Origin of the sequence: Paracholeplasma morum (genome assembly GCF_016907055.1) — a bacterium.
GTDB lineage: Bacteria > Bacillota_I > Bacilli_A > Acholeplasmatales > UBA5453 > Paracholeplasma > Paracholeplasma morum.
Map to the genome: position 1 here is coordinate 1 of NZ_JAFBBG010000016.1, position 23352 is coordinate 23352.

A 23352-nucleotide genomic window follows, 5' to 3' on the forward strand; every position below is an offset into this window, starting at 1 on the left:
AAATGTCTTCTTACATGGATGACAAAAATACCTCTGAACACCTGTTTTAGTTCTCCCATGTTTGATGGATGGATGCCCACAGGTTGGGCAATAAGTTAAATTTGACATAGAACGTTCCTAGACTACAAAAGCGAGTACTTTATCCCCAGGAACGTCGCCAAACAATTCAAGGATAAAATACTCGCTTTTATAGTTCCTTTTTTAATATTGTTTGGCATTGTCATTATATCATATTTTAGTATTCAATTGTCATCAGTTTTTGGATGGTGAGATGTTGTCTTTGTTAAGATATCAATCCTACACGTGACCAACACTCTTCACCACTCGTCAGAAAAAAAATAAGACTCAAAGGTCTTATTTTGATTGTGATTCGATGTATGTAACTAAGTCGCCAACTGTCTTTAAATTTTGAGCAGCTTCGTCTGAAATTGAAATATCAAACTCGTCTTCGATGTTCATAATTAATTCAACAGCGTCTAAGGAATCCGCACCTAAATCTTCTTGTAAGCGAGCAGTTAAAGAAATTTTAGATTCTTCTACTTTTAATTCGCTTAAGATCATTTTTTTCACTCTTTCGAAAACCATATTGATTCTCCCCCTTTAATAGTCATATGTAATTGTAAACCATAGGTTGCTATTTGTCAATGAAATCATCGTTTTAATTTTGAATATCAAAACAATTTTTCATATATAAAATATAAGACAAATAACGTAATCATTCCTAATAGCATAGCTGAGGCGTTTTTCTTATTAACTCTTCTATAAAATACATATATTAATAGTGTAAAAATGTTTAATAATGCACCTAATAAGAACCAATAAAACTGGAGAGTTATACTGTTACCAGGCATTGTAACAGCTTTTCTGCCACACTTAGGGCAGTATAAATCTTTTTCGGTAAGTAACTCACCACAATGACTACACCCCAGGAAACAGCCCATAATGCGCCCATATAAATCAGTTAAACAATAAATGCAAATAAGATAAACCCAATAAATCCAAGTATCCCATCTAATAATCTTCTAGCAGCTTTCTTATTATTTCTATTGAACCAAAAGTATAAGATTATTCCTAGATATGGTATAAATAGGTCCAATATAAACCATTCTATATAAGATTAATCATCTTGTTCTTCTATTGGGTTCCCACAGTTCGGACAATGTTTCATAACTCATCCTCGTTATAGATTGCGAGTTTTTCGATTGTATACCCCTTATTGTTTACACTTCTCATCATGTTTTCTTCATCCAGTTTCTCATAGTAGAGTTTACAAATCATTGTCGATAAGTTTATATCTACTTTGGATGCACCATTCTCGATACCGATTCGTTCTATGGTTGTAATACATGAACCACAATGAAGACCTTTTATCTTTGTAACCAATACGTTCATGTGAAACACCCCACTTTATAAAAGCATGAATACTCCAGTTAAATCTTTGTTCATAATCTTAATGATCCCTTTAACTCTCTTCAATGATATTTTATCATGAGAGAATAGTGGAATGGCTCTTAAAGGCATCGATTCGAATTGCTCAATCATCATTTTTCGTATAGCTTCATTGGCATTGGCTTTTTTAATCTCTTTAATTCCAATTTTGTAGATTAATTTTCCAATATTCTTTTGCTTAATGTCTCCAATCGTCGAGTTAAGTTCGAACTTGTGATGTATCGTATCGTCTTTTGGTGGCAAATGTCCATAGATTTCTTCAAAGTCATGCGTGGAAATATATCTTTCCAACGTATCATAAACACTATTTGGTTGTGGGTCAATGTCATCTCCATGAATGACTATTTCCTCTACCAGATTTAGGTCTCTAGAGGATGACCCAACTTTGATTGCATAGTTACCTTGATGTACTCTAAAATCATCAATGTCCACGTCAAAATAACTAAAGTCATTGTAAGATAAATCAAACTCCACTGTCACTTTTTCTTTGGCTTTTATCATTACCTTCTTAAAGGCTTTCAATTCTTGGCTTGGAGTATGAATTAGTTGTCCTAAATTACTCACATACACTTGAATAACTTCTTTACCATCTATATTTGATTTGTTTTCAACATCTACCTTAACGATGAGATGGTCTTTCTTCTTAAGTGTTTTTTTAGTGAGAACAAGGTTAGAGTATTCGAACTCACTATAACTTAAACCATATCCGAACGGATAATTGACCATTAAACCTTTTTTGTCATAATATCTATATCCAACATATATTGATTCTGCATAATATACTGAGTGTTTTCCACCTGGAAAAAATGGTGTACTAGAACAATCATCTAACTTAATTGGATAAGTTTCTGCCAACTTACCTGAAGGGTTTGTACGGCCAAATATGATCTCAAACAGTGCTTCATAACCAGATTCACCTGCTAAATACATATTGATAATGCCTTTGACTTTATCCTTATAAGGCATTAAAGAGGGTGCTCCACCTTGAAGAACAACGATAACCTCTTTACCTAGTTCGATTAGTTGATTGAGTAAATCCAGTTGAATGTGAGGTAGATTAAGGTGTGTTCTATCAAAACCTTCTGATTCAAATGATTCAGGCAATCCTAACATAAATACTACCTTATCTGCATTCTTAACCCCATTTAGAGCGGGTTCAAATCTAGAGGTATTTTCTAAATCTTCAAGGAAGTATCCTGGTTGATACGTAAAGTTAACGTTTGATTCCTTAAAGACTTCTAGAAGGCTTGTTACTTTTCTTGGGTTAACCATGCTCGAGCCAGACCCTTGAATTCGTGGTTTTTCTGCAAACTCACCAATGATATGAATGTTCTCACTAGTTTTAAGTGGGAGTACCGATTCATTTTTAAGTAGTACAATGGATTCTAAAGCTATTTTCTTCGCGAGGTCATGATAATCTATCTTATCGACTGTTTTCGGTTCACTAGCCTTATTTAACATCCAAAGAACCGGTTTTACTGCTCTATCAACTTCAGATTCTAATATATCATGATTCTTGTAGGCTTTTTTTAGCTCATTGTTTTTGGATCCAGGCATTTCTAGATTGAGTCCAGACTTAAACGATTTTAAACGATTGTTCATTGCGCCCCAGTCTGTGATAAATGCGCCTTTAAACTCAAAACGATTTCTAGCAATCGCTTGTAGGAAATATTTTGATTCAGCTACATAAGTGCCATTAACCTTATTATAAGATGTCATTAACGCCCAAGGTTTAGCTTTAAGTGCTATCTCAAATCCTTTTAAATACAGTTCATAAAGGGCTCTTTTATCTACAATCGTATCGATTGTCATTCTGTTTTTTTCTTGATTATTGGCTAAATAATGTTTTAAACATGTCCCAACATTTTTAGATTGAACCCCTTCGATGTAGGCTTTACCCATCAACCCTGATACTAATGGATCTTCAGAGAAATACTCGAAATTTCTGCCACAAAGTGGGCTCCGTTTAACATTGATTCCTGGCCCTAAGATCATCGAAACGTCTTGGCTGATTGCTTCATTTCCAAGAGCTATGCCAAGTTTTTTCATTAAGTCAACGTCAAAAGAACAGGCTAAAAGAGAAGCCGTTGGATAGCAAGTTGCAAAAAAACTCTCAGCAATGCCCATCGGATCTTCGGTTTTTGGTTTTCTTAATCCATGAGGACCATCGGTCATCATAAACTTAGGCAGACCAAGTTTATCGTAATGTTTAAGATGCCACATACCATCTCCAGATAGTAAAGCAATCTTTTCATTTATTGTTAATTTTGTTAATAGTTCATCTATGTCCATAATATCCCTCTAGTTTGTATCAATGATTCTTAATAACTCTTTAATAAAAACGTTTCTGAAATGTTCATCCTTAAATGTCTCGATTGAATTGTCCCCATCAGACTTCAATATCGATATGAATAAAGGCATGCAGAATGAAGAGAACAAGATCATGTATCTTGCGAAAATGGTCGTATTATCGGCTGAGTCACTATATACTTTGATTTCTTTAAAGATCATTCTTGTAAACTCATTATCGGTAAAAAAAGTAGTGATGAATAGGTTTGCAGATTTTTGCTGTCCGTCTTGGTTGATGAATAAATAGTAAAGCATACCCATATTCTCAAGAGCAAAATTATAGGTGAATTTAATCATTTCCTCGATTAAAACATTCTTTTCTTCGTGTTTATGTTCTTGAAGAACCATCAAAATATTTGCTTTAAGTTCTTCAATGACTTTTTCAACCACTAAATAGATCAATGCATCCTTTGAACCAAAATGGTAATTCACAGATGCGATGTTGATAAAACACCTTTCAGCAATGTCTTTAATCGTCACATTTTTACGTTCTAAAAGTAAGGCTTTTGTTTCCTGAATGATAAAATCCTTGATTTCTTTGTTTCTCATAGTGCCTCCTTAAACTCAATTTGAAAATAGGTTTTAAATGCCATTTCATATCTTATTTATATCATAAATACACTATAATTTAAATAGGCATTTAAAATAAACATTTATAGTTTTTGAAAGGGGAAAGATTATGAGCTATTTTTTAACAAAAAAGGGTAGAGTGATCACTTTAGTTGTAACATCATTGTTGGTTTTGGCAAGCATAATCATGAGTTTCTTTGTCAAGTCTAATTATGATATGACAAAATATTTAAGCCAAGATTCGAACACATATAAAGGAATCGAGGTGCTCGAAGAGTCCTTTGGAAAACAAACACAGTTAGAGGTCGTTGTTAAAGGTGAACTAAGGGATGCCATAACAGTGAAACAAGCCATTATATCGATGGATTACGTCGATAATGTTATCTTTTTAGATGATTATGTGGACTTATCCGTGACGCCAATCGAGTTCATTCCTAGTGCTCTTAAAGATCCATTTATTAACGGAGACTACTATAAGATTACGGTTGCTTTAGGGTTAGATGGGTACGATGAAAGACTCGATGAAACCATTAAAGAAATTGAAGACTTAGCAACTCACATTAGAGGTGAAGCGGTTGATAATAAATATGCCAGAGATATTGCCAATAAGCAGCTATTGCTCATCATGGTATTGATTATTCCAGTATGCATTATCTTGCTTATTTTGTTTACACATTCATATATTGAAGCACTCATAGTATTAGTATCACTAGGGGTTGCTATCATCCTTAATATGGGCACAAATCTCTTGTTAGGAGAAATATCCTTTATTACCATGACCATGGCAATGGCTTTACAGTTAGCAATGTCTTTTGACTATTCGTTATTCTTCCTACACAGATTACATGATAACGACTCATTGCCTAAGGGGGATGCCATTAAACACGCATTGAAATCCTCTTTTAAGTCAATTACCGCATCCAGTTTTACAACCATATTTGGATTTGTTGCATTAATGTTTATGCAGTATAAGATTGGATTAGACATTGGGATTGTTCTTGCAAAAGGGATCATATTCTCTTATTTATCCATGATATTCTTAATGCCAACGATGGTCTATTTACTATACCCACTCATTGGTAAAACCAAACATAAAGTCTTTATGCCTAAGTTTACAAAACTCTCGAATAAGATTGTAAGTTTGAAAACTCTATTTGGAATTCTTTTCATCCTATTTGTCGGTTTCGGTTTATTCCTTCAAACCAAGACTACATTCACTTATCAAACACATTCATCCAGCGCAGGATCAAAAGTATACGATGATAATGAAGCAATCACAGACAAGTTTGGAGCTAACAATACTTATGTCATCTTATTTAAAGAACAATCGGTTATAGATGAAGTCAATTTAGTGGGAGAACTTTCATTGATCCCTGAAGTAACTTCGGTTCAATCCTTAGTTACAACCGTTGACCCAAGTATCCCAAGATCGTTAATCCCTGATACCATCAAATTAGGATTCTTAAGTAATGGTTATGGTAGAATCATCCTAAACATTAACATCAACAAAGAATCTAAAGCTTATTATGAACTGGATCAAACCATCCGCGATACAGTTGAAGAGACATTTAATGAAGCTTATTACATTGGAATCATGCCATCAACAGGGGATATCAGGCAAATGGTATTAGAAGATAACTTACTTATCTTAATTCTATCCTTAGTATTGGTTGGTTTAGTGGTTGGTATCGTATTTAAATCCTTGATATTACCATTGTTGTTATTGTTAGTGATAGAATCCAGTATTTGGATGAATATCGGATTAAGTACTTTAACTGGTGATAATGTATTATTTATCGGTTACCTAGTAGTAATGTCCATTCAGCTTGGGGCAACCATCGACTATGCCGTATTAGTAAGTTCTAGATACATTGAAGAACGTAAATCTTTGTCCAAGAAAGAGGCGCTTCATATTGCGATATCTAAATCTTTACCAACATTAATTCTATCCGCCTTAATCCTATCAGTTGCTGGTTTAATTGAATTTATTGTGTCGGATATGGATGCAATTAAAACCATTGGATTGTTGTTAAGTAGAGGTACCGTATTTGCATTTATTGTGACCACTCTCTTCTTACCAAGTTACTTATATTTATTGGATAAATGGATTATCAAAAAGCACAGTCAATCTTAATTCGCCTAACTTTAGATTATAGACTAGATTAAATAAAAAAACACTTTCGCCCAAATTGGGATTGAAAGTGTTTTTGATTCTAAAGCATAATTTATAGTTTACTTGCTTTTGCTTTTTGTATATTTTCGATAAGTTCTTTTTCTGCTTTACCAAAGTCGGTTTGACGTTTCTTGTTTTCCTCAAGACGTTCTTTACGAACTGATAACAAATGTTCAAAAGCACTAACTTCTGAAGAACCAATTTGCGCTTCTTGTGAAATCACTTTACAGACGTTTTCACTAAATTCTACAACGCCATTCAAAATGACAACAAACATGTTTTCACCGTTCTTGACCATTTTCACATACCCTTTATCAATGGTTGAAATAATTGGTAAGTGATTTTTCTTTATGGCATACTGTCCTGTTGTATTAGAAGATACCACAACATAATCAACCTGTTCATCATAGAGTTTTCCTTGAGGTGTAACTACAATTAATTGCATATCATCACCTATAGTCTTTTAGCTTTTTCGATTGCGTCTTCGATATTACCAACCAAACGGAATGCTTCTTCTGGTAAATCATCGTGTTTACCTTCAAGTATCTCTTTGAATCCTCTTACAGTATCAGCCACTTTAATATATCTACCAGGTTGTCCGGTGAACTGTTCTGCTACATGTAAGTTTTGGCTTAAGAACAATCTAATACGGCGAGCTCTATGAACGATGAGTTTGTCATCTTCGGATAGTTCATCCATACCTAAGATTGCAATAATATCTAGTAGTTCATTATACCTTTGAATGGTCTTTTGAACATCACGAGCTACTTTATAATGTTCTTCACCAACAATTTCCACCGATAGTGCTCTTGAAGTGGATGCTAATGGATCCACAGCAGGGTAAATGCCCTCTTCCGCAATCTTTCTTGAAAGGTTGGTAGTTGCATCTAAGTGTGTAAATGTTGTTGCTGGTGCAGGGTCAGTATAGTCATCTGCAGGGACATAAACCGCTTGAATGGATGTAATGGATCCTTCTTTGGTTGATGTAATACGCTCTTGAAGTTTACCCATTTCGGTTGCTAATGTCGGTTGGTATCCAACGGCACTAGGCATACGTCCTAAAAGGGCACTTACTTCAGAACCAGCTTGTGTAAATCTGAAAATATTATCTATGAATAAAAGTACATCTTGGTGCTCTTGATCTCTAAAGTACTCAGCCATGGTTAATCCTGTTAACCCAACGCGCATACGTGCTCCAGGTGGCTCGTTCATTTGCCCAAAAACCATCGCTGTATTGTTTATTACGCCACTTTCTGTCATTTCAGAATACAAGTCGTTACCTTCTCTAGTACGCTCTCCAACACCAGCAAATACAGAGATACCTCCGTGTTCATGTGCAATATTATGAATCAATTCTTGAATAAGAACTGTTTTGCCAACACCTGCTCCACCGAAAAGTCCAATCTTACCACCCTTAATATAGGGTGCTAAAAGATCAACAACTTTGATTCCTGTTTCAAGTATTTCAACTTGACTGGATAATTCATCTAGGTTTGGTGCTGGTCTATGAATAGGCATACGTTTAACCGCAGATCCAAGTGGATCTTTTTGGTCGATCGCTTCGCCAAGGACGTTAAAAATACGTCCTAACGTTTCTCTACCTACTGGAACGGAAATTGGTTTGCCTGTGTTAGTTACTAACATGCCACGTGATACTCCGTCAGTTGAATCCATAGCGATTGTTCTGACAATGCCGTTACCAAGATGAAGGGATACTTCTAGTGTTAGTTTAACTTGTAAACCAGCGTTGTTTTTTTCATCTATGAGCAAGGCATGGTTAATCTCTGGCAAGTTCGAATCAAACTCAACGTCTATGACCGGCCCCATGACCTGAACAACTCTTCCTTTGTTCATCATTTTCCTCCTTTAGTTGACTGCATTGGCTCCACCAATGATGTCTGTCAACTCTATTGTAATTGCTTGTTGGCGCGCACGATTATAATGAAGTTCCAAAGCTCTAATGATGTCCTTCGCATTGTCTGTTGCTGACTTCATTGCTGTCATCCTAGATGCGTGTTCACTGGCTTTAGCTTCTAAAATATAACCGTAAAGTTGATTCTCTACAAGCATCGGTAACAAATGATTAATAATCTCCGTTTTACCTGGTTCATAGAGATAGGAAATATGAACCTGTTCTTCATCATCCTCTTCAAAGACAATTGGTAACAGTTGTTTTTCCTCTACTATTTGAGTAATCGTATTAACATATTTATTATATATAACGACTATCTTGTCAATTTCTTTTTGATTATACAAACTCATAAATGTTTGTGTAATATCCACAAAATCTACAAACTGAATATCATCTCTAACATGAATAGCTTTATCATGAATGAGGTCATACTTATTTCTTTTCGCAAAATCATAGGCTTTTTGTCCGATAGCAGCTACCACAAATGGATGTGGGCCTTTATCTTTAATCATCTGTTGAAAACGTCTAAACAATGTTGCGTTATGTGGTCCAGCTAACCCTCTATCTGAAGAAACAATAATATAACATATCATGTCTTCTTTCCTAGGGGTTATTAGTGGATGTTCGTTTTCATTAGTGGATAAAACACCTTGAATGATTTGATTAAGTCTATTGATAAGGGGACGATAACTAACGATGGCTCTTTCCGCCTTCTTTAATTTTGAGGCAGATACCATATACATCGCATTGGTAATTTGTGATGTTTTTTTAGTTGCGTGTATTCGTCCTTTGATATCTCTCATAGATGCCATAAAACACCTACACGAATTGAAGCAGGTAGTTATTAACTAGTGCTACAAGTCTTCTTTCTTCAGGCAGTGATTTCGTTTGTCTGATTTCATCCAAAATCTTCATACCTTCTTGATCATTATTGAAAAAAGCAATCATACCTTTTTCAAAACGTCTAATATCTTCTAATTTAATGCTATCTAAAAATCCTCTGGTTAGCGCAAAAATAGATAATACTTGTTCTTCGATGGCCATTGGTTCATGTAATCCTTGTTTTAGGATTTCAACTGTTCGTTTACCACGTTCAAGTCTTGCTTTAGTAGCTTCATCTAAATCAGAACCAAATTGCGTAAATGCTTCTAATTCACGGAAGGATGCTAAATCTAAGCGCAACGTTCCTGAAACCTTTTTGATGGCTTTAATCTGCGCAGAGCCTCCAACACGACTTACAGATAACCCCGCATTAATTGCTGGTCTAATACCACTATGGAATAAGTCTGATTGTAAAAATATTTGTCCATCCGTAATACTAATGACGTTTGTGGGAATATATGCTGAAATATCGCCTGCTTGAGTCTCAATAATTGGTAATGCTGTAATCGAACCGCCACCTAAGTTATCACTTAGTTTTGCAGCACGTTCAAGTAATCTCGAGTGTAGATAGAATACATCTCCTGGGAACGCTTCACGCCCTGGAGGTCTCTTAAGAAGCAATGATAACTCACGATAAGCAATCGCATGTTTAGTTAAATCATCATAGACAATCAAAACGTCTTTACCTTCAAACATAAACTCTTCAGCCATTGTAACACCGCTATATGGCGCTAAGTATAGTAATGGTGATGGTTCACTTGCAGAAGCACTAACGATGATTGTGTAATCCATCGCACCATGATCTTTCAAGGTTTCATATAATGCAGCAACTGTAGATTCTTTTTGTCCAATCGCGACATAAATACATATAACATCTTTATCTCTCTGATTGATAATTGTATCGACAGCTAACGTTGTTTTGCCTGTTTGTCTATCTCCGATAATCAATTCTCGTTGCCCTCTACCAATCGGTACTAAAGCATCCAGTACTTTTATCCCGGTTTGCATAGGTTCATTTACGGATTGACGGTCCATAACACCTGTGGCTTTTCTTTCTATGGTTCGTGTTTTAGATGTATCAATTTTGCCTAATCCATCAATTGGTTGTCCAAGCGGATTAACTATTCGCCCGATTAATGCATCTCCAACCGGAACCTCAAGGATTCTGCCCGTAGTCCTGACAACATCGCCTTCTTTAATAGATGTTGAATCACTCAAAAGAATCGCACCAACATAATCTTTTTCTAGGTTAAGAACCTGTCCAAAAACGTTATTTGGAAACAATAAGAGTTCTCCACTCATAGCGTTGTCTAAACCATGAACTAGTGCAATACCATCTCCGACACTAATGACTGTCCCTACGTGATCGGTCTTAGTATCATTTTCATACTTTTTGATTTGCTCTATGATCAAAGAACTAATCTCTACTGGGTTTATCTTACTCATATAATCACCTCTATTTATGCTTTCAAAGCATCACTTAAAGAATTGATGTAATGATTGATGGTGTGATCTACAACATTGCCTTCATAGGCAAATTTGAGACCTCCAACAATCTTAGGATCAATCCGTGTTTCAATGATGACTCTTCGTTTGTGCTTTTTTTCCAAAGAGGATTCTATGGTTAGTAGTTGTTCTTTAGAAAGTGGAATCTTAGAAGTTACCACTACTCTTAGAACGTTCTCTTTGTGATCAATCAAACGTTTGAACTCAACATAGATTGAATCCAAATCGCCAATCCTATTTTTATCAATTAAAACAAACAAGAAATGCGTAAAAAGAGAACCGAGTTTTAAAGAACCGACGATTTCTTTTTTCGCAACCTTAGTGATCTTCGGATGCAAAAGAGTATTTCTCAAACTCTCATTGAAAACACTTAAAAACGTCTCATAGATAGCTAATATCTCGTACTCGCTATGTTTCTCAGACGCTAAAGCAAAGATGGCTTCAGCGTATTGAAAGCTAACGTTGGTCATAAATCTACCTCAGAAGCGGCTTTATCCACCCAAGTTTCGTATTTTTTGTCATCCATGTTTTCAGAAATCACTTTTTCAGTAAGTGCTTTGGCTACTGTGATAATTTCTTTCTTGATTTGAGCTTGAGCTTTTTCAATATCTCTTTCGATTTCTATTTCAGCTTGTTTCTTGATTCTGTTTGCATCCTCTTTTGCTTTAGAAACGATTGATTCTCGTTCTTTCTCAGCGTTTTTCTTTGCGATTTCTAACGAAGATGCGACGGTTTGTCTTAAATCAGAGATTTCCTTTGTTGTATCTTCTTTAATCTTCAAAGCCTCGTTTTTCATCAATTCAGCGGCAGCCATTTCTTCTTGCATAAACGCTTTTCTCTTATCAAGAAACTCCGTTAATGGTTTCCAAAAATACTTTCTTACTATTATCACAAGTAAGATGGTTCCACCTATTTGAATAATAATTTCTTCAAGACCAGATCCGAAAAGAAGTCCCAAAGACTCTCTAACGAAATCACTTAATTTCTCAGCAAGCGACATATGCTTACCTCCTTAAAAAAGACTATTATGCAACGAAAATTAGAATGATTGCAACAACAAGACCATAGATACCTGTTGTTTCTGCTAAAGCGTCACCTAATAGTAACGTTGAACGGATTTCATTAACTGCCTCTGGTTGTCTACCAACGGCTTCTACTGCTTTACCTGCAGCAAATCCTTGACCAAGCGCTGGTGCAATACCTGTGAATACTGCAATTGCGGCTGCTAAATACTTCATACCTTCTGCAAAATCTATCATGTGAAAATTCCTCCTATTATTTTTTTATTATTAATCTTCTACAGCTAAGCTGAGGAAGATGATAAACAAGTTTAAGAACACGTAGGCCTGTATTGCCCCAAAGAACACATCAAAAATCGGATGCAGAATAAATGCGCCTGCAATGATTCCAAAATAAGATGTGAAACTATATACTAGAATGGATAAGATCGATCCACTCAATAAATTACCAAACAAACGCATTCCCATAGAAAATGGTGTTGAAAACTCACCGATTAGGTTAAGTGGTAAGAAAAGCGGGCTTGGTGATAACAAACTTTGTGCACGTTTTTTCGGTTTATGAACAATCATTGCACCAATTTGGATGGTTAGGAATACAATAATGCTCACACTAAGGGCAATATTGATATTGGATAAAGGTGCTGTAAATCCGAATAAGCTCGAGAGGTTTGCAAGTAATACAAACATGAACATTGTGATAATGATTGGTGCCGACTGCTTAAAGTATTTTGGGAACATTGGTCTTATCATATTGTTCACCATATCTACAAACAAAACAGCGATAAACATTCCACCTTTTGGAAGCTCTTGCGGATCGAGTTTCTTAACTCTTCTCCCCACCAAAAAACTAATAACTGCAATGGCAACCATGACAGCAATACTGCCTTTCATGGCCGATGAAAGCCCATTATAAAACGAGATCATGATTTACCTCCTCTAAACACTCTATATAGCCCCACTCCATAATATGAAATCTTAAAGGTCAATAAGCCATAAAGTGTTCCAAATATATTCAAGGTTTCTATGCTGTATGATACATATAATAAAACCCCATACAAAACTAGTCTAAACAAATATGAAACGTTAAATGGACTGTGTTTAACGGTTCCAGTAAGGAGTTTACTGTTACTTTTAGCTAAATAACTCATTCCCCACATAATACCAGCACCACCTAAGATAATTGAGATAGCTACTGCTTTTCCAAATAAGAACAAAGCAACAATAGAGCTAACCGCAATCAATACTAACGTGTATTTAAAGTTATCTTTAAAATCATGTAATGTTTTCATGCCTTACCCCTTTTTGAACGTTTATATAGATTAAATATGCTTGATAGAGCTCCAAGGAGTGCGAAACCAGCTGTAAATAGTGGTTTAGTATTCAACCATTCATCTATCAACAATCCAAGTAACACAAGTCCCAATAAAACAAAAAACAACTCATAGAAAAAAGAAATAATTAAATTGTATTCCTTAATAAATGCGACTATTTGTTGTCGTTTATTGTTATTTTTTGGTTCCATACAAGTCCTCATTGTTTTTTTACTAGGCTTCGCCCATAAAAATAGTATAGCAAAAATAAGTACTTTTAACAAACATAATTAGACATCAAAAGACAAAACACACTAGACGTATCTACCTGTTCGAAACTTCAGTATGTTCAAAGCCTTGACTTTACCTTCAAGCGCCCTCTTGAATGATAAAATAATCTCTTTAGTTTGCTTAGATGATTCAGTCGTGAAATCGAGTCTAAATGTCTTTATGTGGGCATTTCTAAGCGATTCTATTTTATCGATTAAAACCACTGGCATTGAATCCATAATGCGCATATTACAATTTCCATCATTGAGTAAGGCAAACTTCCCGTTTGATTGATCTTTAAGATAGTATTGATTTTTGAAACACAGCTTACAATTAGGTTTGTATCCATAACTTTTCGCAACCGGGCAGTATTTAGAAATCATTAAATCTTTCTTTCCATAAATAACCATCTCGAGATTAGGTCTTCCGCCAAATTGAGTTAAATAGCGATTTGAAAACTCACTCACCAATGGGGCATCTAGTTCTGATGAAAGGGTAATTCTTTCTACCCCAAAGTTAGACAACACATTGGCAGTATAAATGTTGGTGACATTTAAAAACTCCTCTGCATAAAGGGGGTATTTTGTTTCATTGTGAATTAACATGCCTATTTCATTGATTACTGAAGGTCCTTTGATTAAATAATCAGAGTCTTGTTCATAAATACGTTTTTTAACTGGAATTAAGTTAGAATGTTCTATGCCAGTAATATCCAATATATCATCATAATATATGGTTTCGATGCCCGCTTCAATAGCTGCCTTCATTTGATCTTTTGTATGAACCTTAACGATTAAGGATTCTTGGTCATTATAAACAAAACCATTATGAAACACTGAAGGTTTAATCGTTCTTTCAGTTCTTATCGTTTGTGTTTGGTAAATCATTTCTACCATTTGTCTTCTTAAATCAGAAATAACTTTCTTAGGAACAAATGTTAATTGGTCCGTATATACAATGAGTTCTTCAAAGTAAAATGGGGTGTCTCCCAATTTAAAACTATCCATGATAGAATCTTCTAATGTTGGCTGATTAATCGCAAACGCTAGTTCCTCTTCAGAAGAGACCTCAAGTACTTTCGAGCCAACACTTACCGATAGAGTTAGTTTCTTACCCACATAGGCCTTAACATACCCTTTAAGAGGGAAGACCTTATAGTTTGTGTTTAGATAGATTTCCAATCCTTTTTCCAAAGCACTATCGGTTGTTTTATATAAGTCTGAGCCTTTGATTACTTTTTGTTTAACTTCAAGTTTGATTGTTTGTCCTCGATAAGCTTCTTTAATGATTTTTCCAGTCTTATCTTCCATATAGGTGACATCATTGCCATAATCAATCTCACCAATGACTCGATAGCCATCGCCGTTTATCAAAGGTTCAGATAGCTTTATTGTCGCAAACCCCTTTTGATAGTCTAAGACAACCCCAGCTTTAATCCCTACATGATTTGGTCTGTAACTGTTGTTAATGTCTTTAGGAATTTCATTAAACATATAGCCTTTAGTATAGTCTCTGTTAAACACTCTTTCGAGTTTAGATATTTCTTCTTTCGTGTTAATAGTCTTGTTTTCCAAATACGCATCAATCGCTTTTCTGTAGGACAATACGGTTTGAATGACGTATTCTGGTTTACGCATACGTCCTTCAATCTTAAAGGAATCTACACCAGCTTCGATTAACTCGTTAATGTATTCAATAGTCATTAAGTCTTTAGCACTCATTAAATATGAAGACTCTGAGATGACCTCATCATCCTTTATAAGTTCGTAAGGTAAACGGCAACTGTAGCTACATGCCCCACGATTTCCGCTACGCTTGTTTAAGATTGAACTCATCAAACAGTTTCCCGAATATGACACACAAAGCGCCCCATGAATGAACACTTCTAATTCAATATCTATCTCTTGTTTAATTTGTCTAATCACATCAATGCTTGTTTCTCTAGCGAGAATCACGCGTTTAACCCCCAAGGATTTTAAGAACTTCACATGGGCGATGTTGTGTGCATTGACTTGAGTCGATGCATGAATTGGTGTATTTGGATATCGATCACAAAAAAGCTTAATTAGGCCTAAATCTTGGACGATTAAAGCGTCTATTTTATGTTTAACTAGCGTATCTGTATACGATAACAACGCTTCAATTTCATTGTCAAACATTAATGTATTAACAACAATATAAACTTCTACACCCCGAGTATGAGCGTAAAAGATGGATTCTTCTAATTCTGTTTCACTGAAATTATCGGCAAACGCTCTGGCACCATACCTCTGGCCAGCCATGAATATCGCGTTTGCCCCTGCATTGATTGCTCCAATAAATGAAGCTTTTGTGCCTGCAGGTGCTAGTAATTCTACTCTATGCATTCTATCCCTCAATCCAAAAAAATTATATCACTTATCCTAAGATAAATATATCTTTTTCAAGTGAAACTATTTCATTATTTTCTAACTTTTGTTATAGTTTTAGTAAGGAGCGTGACCCTATGAAAGACTTAGACATCTTAACAAACCACTTATACGCCCATCGCGGATTGCACAATCACGACAAAGGGATTTATGAAAATACTCTAAAAGCTTTTGATGAAGCGATTAAACATGGTTTTGGAATCGAGCTTGACACCAACATTTTAAAAGATGGAACTGTAGTAGTGTTCCATGATAAGAACTTAAAAAGATTATGTGGGATTGATATGGCTCTAAAAGATGTAACTTATGAAATGATTAAAGACTATAAGATTATGGATTCCAACGAAACCATCCATACCTTAGAAGCGGTATTAGACTACATCAATAACCGTGTCCCCATCATGATTGAAATTAAGCCATTTGGCGATAAAGCGAGACATGCAGAAACGGTTTACAATATCATTAAAAAGATTAATAGCCCAATCGTCATTCAATCTTATAACCCATATATCGTTTATTGGTATAAGAAAAATGCCAAAGAAGTCATAAGAGGTCAAATCAGTGAGTTCTTTAGAGACTCTAATTTTACCTTCATCACCAAATGGATGATGAAAACACTAATTACCAACAAACTAACGAAACCAGATTTTGTCAATTACGGATTAAAAGATATCCCCAACAAATACATTGAAAAACAAAAGAAAAAAGGTGTCAAAATTTTGGCCTATGCAGCTAAGACTGAACAAGAACTTGACTACATGAGAACTCATTATGACAACGCTGTTTTCGAAGGATTTATCCCAACAAAAATAAAATAATGAAAGAAGGAATCCGCGGGATTCCTTCTTTTTTAGTAAATTTTTTTCAGCAACCTGCTGAAAGTGAATAAGACTAAGAAACAAAAATCTAGCGTCATTATATGGATAAATGAATCCTTAACGAATAATTCACTATAGGTTTTGATAGACCCGAAAAATAAACCAAATGTAAGAATAAACAAGGATATAACAATCCATAATAGTAGAAATCTTGAATCTATTTTCTGATTTTTTTTTGGTTTGTGTTCATAAAAGTAATAAGGGATTAAGGCAAACGCCCCAAATAGAAAGGATAACCCAATCAATATATAACCTTTTACGTCAATTTCATACATGCTTCTTAAGTGAATGAAATACCCAAGCGGAATCATCCCCATTAAGGTGAATATTGATAATACTAATAAGTCAGACTCTAATTTCATAGTCTCAAATAAAGCCCCATCATTTCTAAAGAAAAAGACTAAATGAACTACTGTATAACCGAGAAAAAGTGCATAAGTGAGTTTGAATTTCATAGGATCACCTCTATCTTTAGTATAGTGTTTTTGGGCTTTTTTTTCCATTAATAAGAAAAAAAGTGTCTACCTTAGTCGGTAAACACTTGATCGTATTAATCCATATCAACGTCAAAATTCTCAAGCAGTGACTTCTTCTCTGGTTTTGCATCCCCATGTTTAACGAATAACATCGTGAAGAATGCTAATACAACAAACACAGTTGCATATGGGAATAAAGCTTTTCTTCCAAGAGATGAGTTGTCCATGAGAAGCCCAGATAAAACCGGTGTTAGTATTTGTGCTGCCATACTAAATGCATAATAATAACCTGTATACTTACCTACATCAGACCCCTTAGATAGTTCAACTACCATTGGATAGGAGTTAACGTTAATTGAGGCCCAAGCAATCCCCGTAAGCCCTAATACGACATATAATAATATGCTTGTCTTCTCAGTTAAGAAATACACAGAGCCAAAACAAATCGTTAGTAACAATACACCAAACAGAATGGTTTTCTTTCTGCCAAGTTTAATTGATAATATCCCGATTGGAATAAAGCCGACAATCGCAGTGGCTTGTGCGATTAATAATGGTGTAGAAAAACCCATATTTAAGACTTTTGGTGCATAGTCTGATAGTTTGGTTGTAACAGCGTTATAGCCCATAAACCATAAGAATACAGAAATTAAGATTAACATTAATGAAATGAATTTCCCTTTTTGAAGGTTTTTGTGATCTTCATGTTCTTCTTCATCTATAATGTGGTTTTCTGCTTCAAATTCTAGACGTTCATTAACAAACTTCGGTTCATTCACTTTCCATAAGAAAATGACTAATAACACAATCATCACCACCCCAACAAATATAAATGCTGGTGCGTAGCTGACCATTGAATGCTTGTCTAGTTTAAACTGTTGTAACATAAGGATAGCGGTAATTCCACCTAAAGCCCCCATTAAATTAATGACTGCGTTGGCTTTACTTCTTAGCTGTTTGGTTGTAATATCAGGCATTAGTGATACTGCAGGTGATCTAAATATAGACATCGCAAATAACGTGAAGAGTAACATCACAATAAATACGATAAATACCGTAGGTGAAGACATTGTAACATCATAAGCAATTCGTGATAAATATTGATAATAAACATCTCTAGCTTGATAATAGTTCGCTAGTGTTAAGATATCTGTGTTTTCTGTATCATCGATAATCATCTTAAGTTCTTTTAGCTCCGACCCTTCTAAGACTGTGCGATCATACAAGTCTTGCCAAGTTGTCACTGGAGTCTTTTCGCTAAATGCATCGAAGTCTTCATACTTCTCAGATAGTGTCGTTTCTACTTCTAGTTTCTTAAGTTGCAAGTTATCTGTGAATGATAAGCCCACAAATAAGAAAGCCGCTAGAACTGTCCCAACCACAATGTATGGGGTTCTTTTACCCTTCTTATGGTTCGTTCTATCGGATAATCCTCCGAATAGTGGTAATAAAAATAACGCTAATACGTTATCGAGTGCCATCACAATACCACTCCAAAACTGGTTTAACCCAAACTTATCAATTAATATTTTAGTGATAATTGCGTCATAAGTTTGCCAAAACAATGAAATAAGCATAAAGGCAAGTCCAACATAAATCGTCTTTTTGTAGTTTAGTTTCATAGTGACCTCTTTTATTAATCTATTTATTTATATTGTAACATTGAAATGTTGTTTTGAGTACGAATAATCTTTAAGCATGGTATAATTTTTCTTGAAAAAGAGGAACAACTATGTCAATTTGTAAAATAATCCTAAAACCAAAAGAAGAAATCCGCATTGAAGAAGGCCATCCTTGGGTTTATTCAAATGAGATTTCAAAAATAGAAGGCACCATTCAATCTGGTGAGATTGCCTATGTATTTAGCCATGATAATCGTTATATCGGAAAAGGCTTCTTAAACACCTCATCTAAGATATTCGTACGAATTCTTACAAGAAAAGACGAACCCATCGATGAAGCTTTTTTCATGAAAAGAATCATTTCAGCTAATCAAGCAAGACTTGATTTGGGATATAAAAACAGCTACCGTGCATTCTTCGGCGAATCAGACGGCATTCCTGGATTGATTGTTGATAAGTATGGAGACTACTTATCGGTTCAAATCGTATCCTTAGGCATTGATATGAGAAAATCCTTGTTCGTTAAGTTACTTGTAGAAATCTTCAAACCAAAAGGCATCTATGAACGTAGCGATTTACAGGTTAGAAAAAAAGAAGGTTTGGAATTAATCAAAGGCGTTTTATATGGCGAGATTCCTGAAGAAATCCACATTTATGAAAACCATTTAAAAATGACAGTAGACATCATCAATGGTCAAAAAACAGGTTTTTATCTAGACCAACAAGATAATCACAACGCTATTAAACCCTATGCATCCAATAAAACAGTACTTGACTGTTTCTCCAACATTGGTGGGTTCGGTTTACATGCCGCCTACTATGGAGCCAAAAGCGTTACTTGTGTGGACGTCAGTGAACTTGCCTGCCAGAACATTCAAAAACACGCCTTGTTAAATGGCTTTATGCAAGTTAGTACAATACAAGGTGATGTGTTTGAAGTCCTAAGAGACTTTCAAAGAAAATCTATAAGCTTTGATACGATTGTACTAGACCCACCCGCATTTGCGAAAAAACAAGACAGCATCAAAAACGCCTATAATGGCTATAAAGACATTAACCTTCAAGCGATGAAGTTAATTAATGATGGCGGATATCTATATACTTGTAGTTGTAGCCATTACATGACTATTGAGCTTTTCTTACAAATGCTTCAAGAAGCCGCTAAAGACGCAAACAAGATTGCACAAATGGTGGAACTCAGAATCCAATCCAAAGATCATCCGGCCCTGCTAGGCGGGGATGAATCCTTATACTTAAAGTGTGTGGTCCTACGTATCAAAAACAAATAAGCTCGATCGCTCGAGCTTTTTTTATTTATGAATCAGGGCTAGAAAGATTCGAACTTCCGAATGTCTGGGTCAGAGCCAGATGCCTTACCGCTTGGCGATAGCCCTATCGATGTTATTATAAGCCTTTTATATGAATTTGAAAATAGAGAATTATTACTTTTTATAAGTTTTTTTCTCTTAAAAAAATCACATAAAATAAAAAATAAACGACACAACTAGTGGGGATAGTATGTCGTTTTGATTTATATACCTAATTGGATTTTTTCTTTTAATTTAAGGACATTCATTTCAATTGTTTTAGCAATATCAATAAAGGCTTGTTCATTCTTGCCTGTAGGATCATCTAGTCCCCAGTCTTCTCTATAGTCTGACTCAATCGCTGGACAAGAGACATTGCAGCCCATTGTGATGACGATATCAATCCTTGGAAGCACCTCGATTAATTTAGGCGTTTGCGTTTTTGTCATGTCAATGCCATATAGTTTTTGAATGGTTTTTACAGCATCTGGATTAATCTCATTTTTCAATTGAGTACCTGCAGAAAACGCATTAAAGGCATCACTGGCAAAATGCTTTGATATTGCTTCTGCCATTTGGCTTCTCGAACTATTGTGTACACATACAAATGCAACATTCTTCATCTTATCACCCAATTACATTTTACCATTAATTGATGAAGTTGAATGTAAAAGAATTGTCAAATCATTTAAGTTACTTACGTGCACCAGTTTCATCAAAGGTTCCTTTTAATCTGCTTTCTATGTAGAAGATTGATAAGAAAATAAACACAAGTGGTAGTAACATAAATAAAGTTACAATCCAATCTCCACTTTTAATTTGAAAATCCATAATAACGATAATCGTGAAAGCAACGATGAGCTCTAAAATCATTCCGCCATATAACCATAGTTTCCCGATGGTTTCGTGTGCAAATGCCCAAGTATCCGTATTCTTCATGGATCTTGGAGATCTATAACCATAGGCCCAATTTATATGTTTTGGAGCTTTGCTTTTATAGACTTTTCCCATGTACGTGATTAAGAGTGGTAGTAAGCTTAATAAAAGTAACATTAAAACACTTTCTGTCATCATTTCCACCTCAAGTTTCTTAACTTATTATATACTATTATCGGATTTTATACAATCAAGAAAAATAAAGGGGAATCTCTGGATATCCCCTTATGCTTCTATTGAAAAAGTATTATAGTTTGAAGCTTCTAATGCTCTAGATTCTAATGTCTTCATCCCAAAGTAAAACCATGTGCCAGTTAAGATAACTGATAAGAAGTCAGCGATTGGTGCGGCATATAATATCCCTTCTGAACCGAACAGTCTTGAAAGTACGAGTATCGCTGGAAGTAAAATCAACATTTGTCTACTTAATGTCAACAGCATTGCAGACTTAGGTCTTCCGATGGCTTGGAAGAAGTTGGATGCGACAATTTGAAATCCAATGACTGGCAACATCCAAAACCATGCGACAACGCCGTGTGCTGCTACCTTAATCAGTTCTTCTTCCTGATTAAAGAGCCTTACGATTTGTTCTGGGAATAATCTGGTTAGGATAAACCCAACTACGACAATGATACTTGCAGTAGTAATTGCAATCTTCATCGCTTCTTTAATACGAGCAAAGTTCTTTGCGCCATAGTTATAACTTACAATTGGCTGTACACCTTGGTTAAGGCCTACGATTGGCATTAATAGTAAAGTTTGAACACTATTGATGATTCCCATACCAGATACAGCAATGTCTCCGCCGTATTGTTGAAGGGTCTTATTCAGTACAGCATTTAAGATACTTGAACTGATTTGAAGTAAGAATCCTGGAATTCCTAATGAGATAATATTAACCATCACCCAAAAGCGAATCTTTAGGTTTTTGGCATAGATTTTGTGGTTATCTCTTTTCCCAAAAAAGAAAAACATAACCCAAACCATTGAAGTAAACTGACTTATAATCGTCGCAAGTGCTGCCCCTTGCATGCCCATGTCAAATCCGTAGATGAAGACTGGGTCTAAGATGATGTTTACACCAGCACCAGCAAACATCGTTGCCATGGCCATTTTAGGAAAACCATCCGCTCTTAAGAAGTTATTCATCCCAAGACTGACGATTTGAAAGACTGATCCAAAGAAAATAGTGCCCATGTAAGCTTTGGCATAAGGCATTACCGTTTCACTTGCTCCAAAGAGTTTTAATAAAGGGGTTAAGAATAGTGCTCCGATTAAAGAAACTACTATCCCGCTAATAATTAATAATGAGAATGCATTTCCCATAACCAGTTCGGCTTCTTCTTTTCTCTTTTGGCCTAATTTGATTGAGAATAAGGTTGCTCCACCCACACCAAACAAAATCCCTACCCCAATCATGATAATCATTAATGGGAAAGCTATAGTAATCCCTGCTAAACCATCCTTACCAAGACCTGGTGCATTACCAATGTATATTCTATCAACAATATTATAAAGTGCGCTTACAAGCATACCGATAATTGCTGGTACTGAAAATTTTAATATCAGACTGGATACTTTTTCCGTCCCTATTGGATTACTCTTTTCCATCTTCGTTACCTCCTATAGTACTAAAGTCCATGTTTAAGACTTTGTTTGTCATAAAATCAAGCACATTCATGAATAGATCGACTTTGTCTGCGTCTATTCCCTCTAATAAATACTGATGCCAGTATTCTAAGACCCTTAAAATGGCCTTTTGATTATCTTTAGCAAGATCTAATAAATAGATTTGATTGGCTCTTTTATCTAAAGAATCTTTCTCTTTATAAATATATCCTTTTTCGATTAAAGATTGCAAAGCTCTTGCTGTTGCTGCTTTATCAATCATCAAATAGTGTGATAACTCATCCTGTGAGACACCTTCATTTTTATACAAGACCAGAACAAAGAGGTGAATAAATCACCCTTTACAGAATGACTTATGATACATACCTCTTAACGATTTAAGTCGTCTTATTTAAAGCAACTACACACCAAATAGGTATGTACGCTTAGGAGTGTTCACTCCTTTATTCCCTATCCATAAGGCATCGGGATTACCTTTTCGAATCATATTTAATGCGGCATTTTGATCTGCATTAATCAAGATGCCTTTTAGACTTCTATATAAACCTCTTTTGATTCTCTCTCCAGAGAAATCTCCTTTAACGAAATCATCTTGATCTAGATAAGATGCTTTTGATGTATAGGCTTCATGGATGACTTTTGTTTCAATACCAAGT

Annotated in this window: 25 protein-coding genes, 1 tRNA gene and 1 pseudogene; 3 read left to right on the top strand and 24 right to left on the bottom strand. The window is 35.2% G+C overall.

What is annotated here, in order from left to right:
- The 5 genes from JN09_RS07740 to JN09_RS06730 all read right to left on the bottom strand — a co-directional run.
- On the bottom strand, positions 1-108 hold a 108-nt coding region (locus JN09_RS07740), incomplete at its 3' end, for an IS1/IS1595 family N-terminal zinc-binding domain-containing protein (protein ID WP_204434177.1).
- 246 nt (positions 109-354) lie between these two features.
- Positions 355-585: an acyl carrier protein gene (acpP, locus tag JN09_RS06715; protein WP_204434117.1), complete on the bottom strand. Its 231-nt coding sequence runs from the start codon at positions 583-585 to the stop codon at positions 355-357.
- A gap of 579 nt (positions 586-1164) precedes the next feature.
- Entirely contained in the window at positions 1165-1392 is a 228-nt protein-coding gene (locus JN09_RS06720; RefSeq protein ID WP_204434119.1) for a heavy-metal-associated domain-containing protein, read from the bottom strand.
- Positions 1393-1407: 15 nt separating this feature from the next.
- Complete coding sequence (locus tag JN09_RS06725; protein WP_204434121.1) at positions 1408-3741, bottom strand: beta-glucosidase; 2334 nt, start codon at positions 3739-3741, stop codon at positions 1408-1410.
- A 9-nt stretch (positions 3742-3750) separates the two neighbouring features.
- Positions 3751-4347, bottom strand: a complete 597-nt coding sequence (locus JN09_RS06730; RefSeq protein ID WP_204434123.1) for a TetR/AcrR family transcriptional regulator — start codon at positions 4345-4347, stop codon at positions 3751-3753.
- 130 nt (positions 4348-4477) lie between these two features.
- Between JN09_RS06730 and JN09_RS06735 the strand changes: the two genes are divergently transcribed.
- Entirely contained in the window at positions 4478-6502 is a 2025-nt protein-coding gene (locus JN09_RS06735) for an efflux RND transporter permease subunit (protein WP_204434132.1), read from the top strand.
- A 91-nt stretch (positions 6503-6593) separates the two neighbouring features.
- Here JN09_RS06735 and JN09_RS06740 read toward each other — a convergent pair whose 3' ends face one another.
- The 11 genes from JN09_RS06740 to JN09_RS06790 all read right to left on the bottom strand — a co-directional run bounded on the left by JN09_RS06740 (position 6594) and on the right by JN09_RS06790 (position 15806).
- The gene (locus JN09_RS06740; RefSeq protein WP_204434134.1) at positions 6594-6986 is read right to left on the bottom strand and encodes a F0F1 ATP synthase subunit delta/epsilon; all 393 of its coding nucleotides are present in this window, start codon (positions 6984-6986) and stop codon (positions 6594-6596) included.
- Positions 6987-6994: 8 nt separating this feature from the next.
- Positions 6995-8395: a F0F1 ATP synthase subunit beta gene (atpD, locus tag JN09_RS06745; protein WP_204434137.1), complete on the bottom strand. Its 1401-nt coding sequence runs from the start codon at positions 8393-8395 to the stop codon at positions 6995-6997.
- Between the two features lie 12 nt (positions 8396-8407).
- On the bottom strand, positions 8408-9265 hold the full coding sequence (gene atpG, locus JN09_RS06750; RefSeq protein ID WP_204434139.1) for an ATP synthase F1 subunit gamma: 858 nt from the start codon (positions 9263-9265) through the stop codon (positions 8408-8410).
- 7 nt (positions 9266-9272) lie between these two features.
- Positions 9273-10781, bottom strand: coding sequence for a F0F1 ATP synthase subunit alpha (gene atpA, locus JN09_RS06755; RefSeq protein ID WP_204434141.1), 1509 nt, complete (start codon positions 10779-10781; stop codon positions 9273-9275).
- 14 nt (positions 10782-10795) lie between these two features.
- Complete coding sequence (gene atpH / locus JN09_RS06760) at positions 10796-11311, bottom strand: ATP synthase F1 subunit delta (RefSeq protein ID WP_204434144.1); 516 nt, start codon at positions 11309-11311, stop codon at positions 10796-10798.
- Entirely contained in the window at positions 11308-11841 is a 534-nt protein-coding gene (gene atpF / locus JN09_RS06765) for a F0F1 ATP synthase subunit B (RefSeq protein WP_204434146.1), read from the bottom strand. Before atpF ends, atpH begins: the two co-directional genes overlap by 4 nt.
- A 25-nt stretch (positions 11842-11866) precedes the next feature.
- Positions 11867-12100 (bottom strand): ATP synthase F0 subunit C, encoded by a 234-nt coding sequence (gene atpE, locus JN09_RS06770; protein ID WP_204434148.1) that lies wholly within the window; start codon positions 12098-12100, stop codon positions 11867-11869.
- 30 nt (positions 12101-12130) lie between these two features.
- Positions 12131-12784, bottom strand: coding sequence for a F0F1 ATP synthase subunit A (locus JN09_RS06775; RefSeq protein ID WP_204434150.1), 654 nt, complete (start codon positions 12782-12784; stop codon positions 12131-12133).
- Complete coding sequence (locus JN09_RS06780) at positions 12781-13149, bottom strand: ATP synthase subunit I (protein ID WP_204434152.1); 369 nt, start codon at positions 13147-13149, stop codon at positions 12781-12783. Before JN09_RS06780 ends, JN09_RS06775 begins: the two co-directional genes overlap by 4 nt.
- Complete coding sequence (locus tag JN09_RS06785; protein ID WP_204434154.1) at positions 13146-13382, bottom strand: AtpZ/AtpI family protein; 237 nt, start codon at positions 13380-13382, stop codon at positions 13146-13148. Before JN09_RS06785 ends, JN09_RS06780 begins: the two co-directional genes overlap by 4 nt.
- A gap of 102 nt (positions 13383-13484) precedes the next feature.
- Positions 13485-15806, bottom strand: coding sequence for a U32 family peptidase (locus JN09_RS06790; protein ID WP_204434157.1), 2322 nt, complete (start codon positions 15804-15806; stop codon positions 13485-13487).
- 119 nt (positions 15807-15925) lie between these two features.
- Here JN09_RS06790 and JN09_RS06795 point away from each other — a divergent pair, with 119 nt between their 5' ends.
- Positions 15926-16666, top strand: a complete 741-nt coding sequence (locus JN09_RS06795; RefSeq protein WP_204434159.1) for a glycerophosphodiester phosphodiesterase family protein — start codon at positions 15926-15928, stop codon at positions 16664-16666.
- Between the two features lie 32 nt (positions 16667-16698).
- On the opposite strand, the gene JN09_RS06800 is transcribed toward JN09_RS06795, so the two are convergent.
- Together JN09_RS06800 and JN09_RS06805 are read right to left on the bottom strand one after the other, a co-directional pair.
- Positions 16699-17229, bottom strand: a complete 531-nt coding sequence (locus tag JN09_RS06800; RefSeq protein ID WP_204434161.1) for a hypothetical protein — start codon at positions 17227-17229, stop codon at positions 16699-16701.
- A gap of 47 nt (positions 17230-17276) precedes the next feature.
- Positions 17277-18824 (bottom strand): MFS transporter, encoded by a 1548-nt coding sequence (locus JN09_RS06805; protein WP_204434163.1) that lies wholly within the window; start codon positions 18822-18824, stop codon positions 17277-17279.
- Between the two features lie 110 nt (positions 18825-18934).
- On the opposite strand from JN09_RS06805, the gene JN09_RS06810 reads away from it, so the two are divergent.
- The gene (locus tag JN09_RS06810) at positions 18935-20113 is read left to right on the top strand and encodes a class I SAM-dependent rRNA methyltransferase (RefSeq protein ID WP_204434165.1); all 1179 of its coding nucleotides are present in this window, start codon (positions 18935-18937) and stop codon (positions 20111-20113) included.
- 33 nt (positions 20114-20146) lie between these two features.
- Here JN09_RS06810 and JN09_RS06815 read toward each other — a convergent pair.
- The 6 genes and pseudogenes from JN09_RS06815 to JN09_RS06840 form a co-directional block, all read right to left on the bottom strand.
- Positions 20147-20218: transfer RNA gene (locus JN09_RS06815), tRNA-Gln, on the bottom strand.
- 137 nt (positions 20219-20355) lie between these two features.
- Positions 20356-20754, bottom strand: a complete 399-nt coding sequence (locus JN09_RS06820; protein WP_204434168.1) for an arsenate reductase/protein-tyrosine-phosphatase family protein — start codon at positions 20752-20754, stop codon at positions 20356-20358.
- Positions 20755-20824: 70 nt separating this feature from the next.
- Positions 20825-21202 carry an SdpI family protein gene (locus JN09_RS06825; RefSeq protein ID WP_204434170.1) on the bottom strand — a complete coding sequence of 126 codons (378 nt, stop codon included), beginning with the start codon at positions 21200-21202 and terminating at the stop codon, positions 20825-20827.
- Positions 21203-21292: 90 nt separating this feature from the next.
- Positions 21293-22678: an MATE family efflux transporter gene (locus tag JN09_RS06830; RefSeq protein ID WP_204434171.1), complete on the bottom strand. Its 1386-nt coding sequence runs from the start codon at positions 22676-22678 to the stop codon at positions 21293-21295.
- Positions 22665-23006 (bottom strand): MarR family winged helix-turn-helix transcriptional regulator, encoded by a 342-nt coding sequence (locus tag JN09_RS06835; protein ID WP_204434173.1) that lies wholly within the window; start codon positions 23004-23006, stop codon positions 22665-22667. The genes JN09_RS06830 and JN09_RS06835 overlap by 14 nt, the downstream gene beginning before the upstream one ends.
- 90 nt (positions 23007-23096) lie before the next feature.
- A pseudogene (locus JN09_RS06840) lies at positions 23097-23352 on the bottom strand (RNA-guided endonuclease TnpB family protein); the annotation flags it as partial.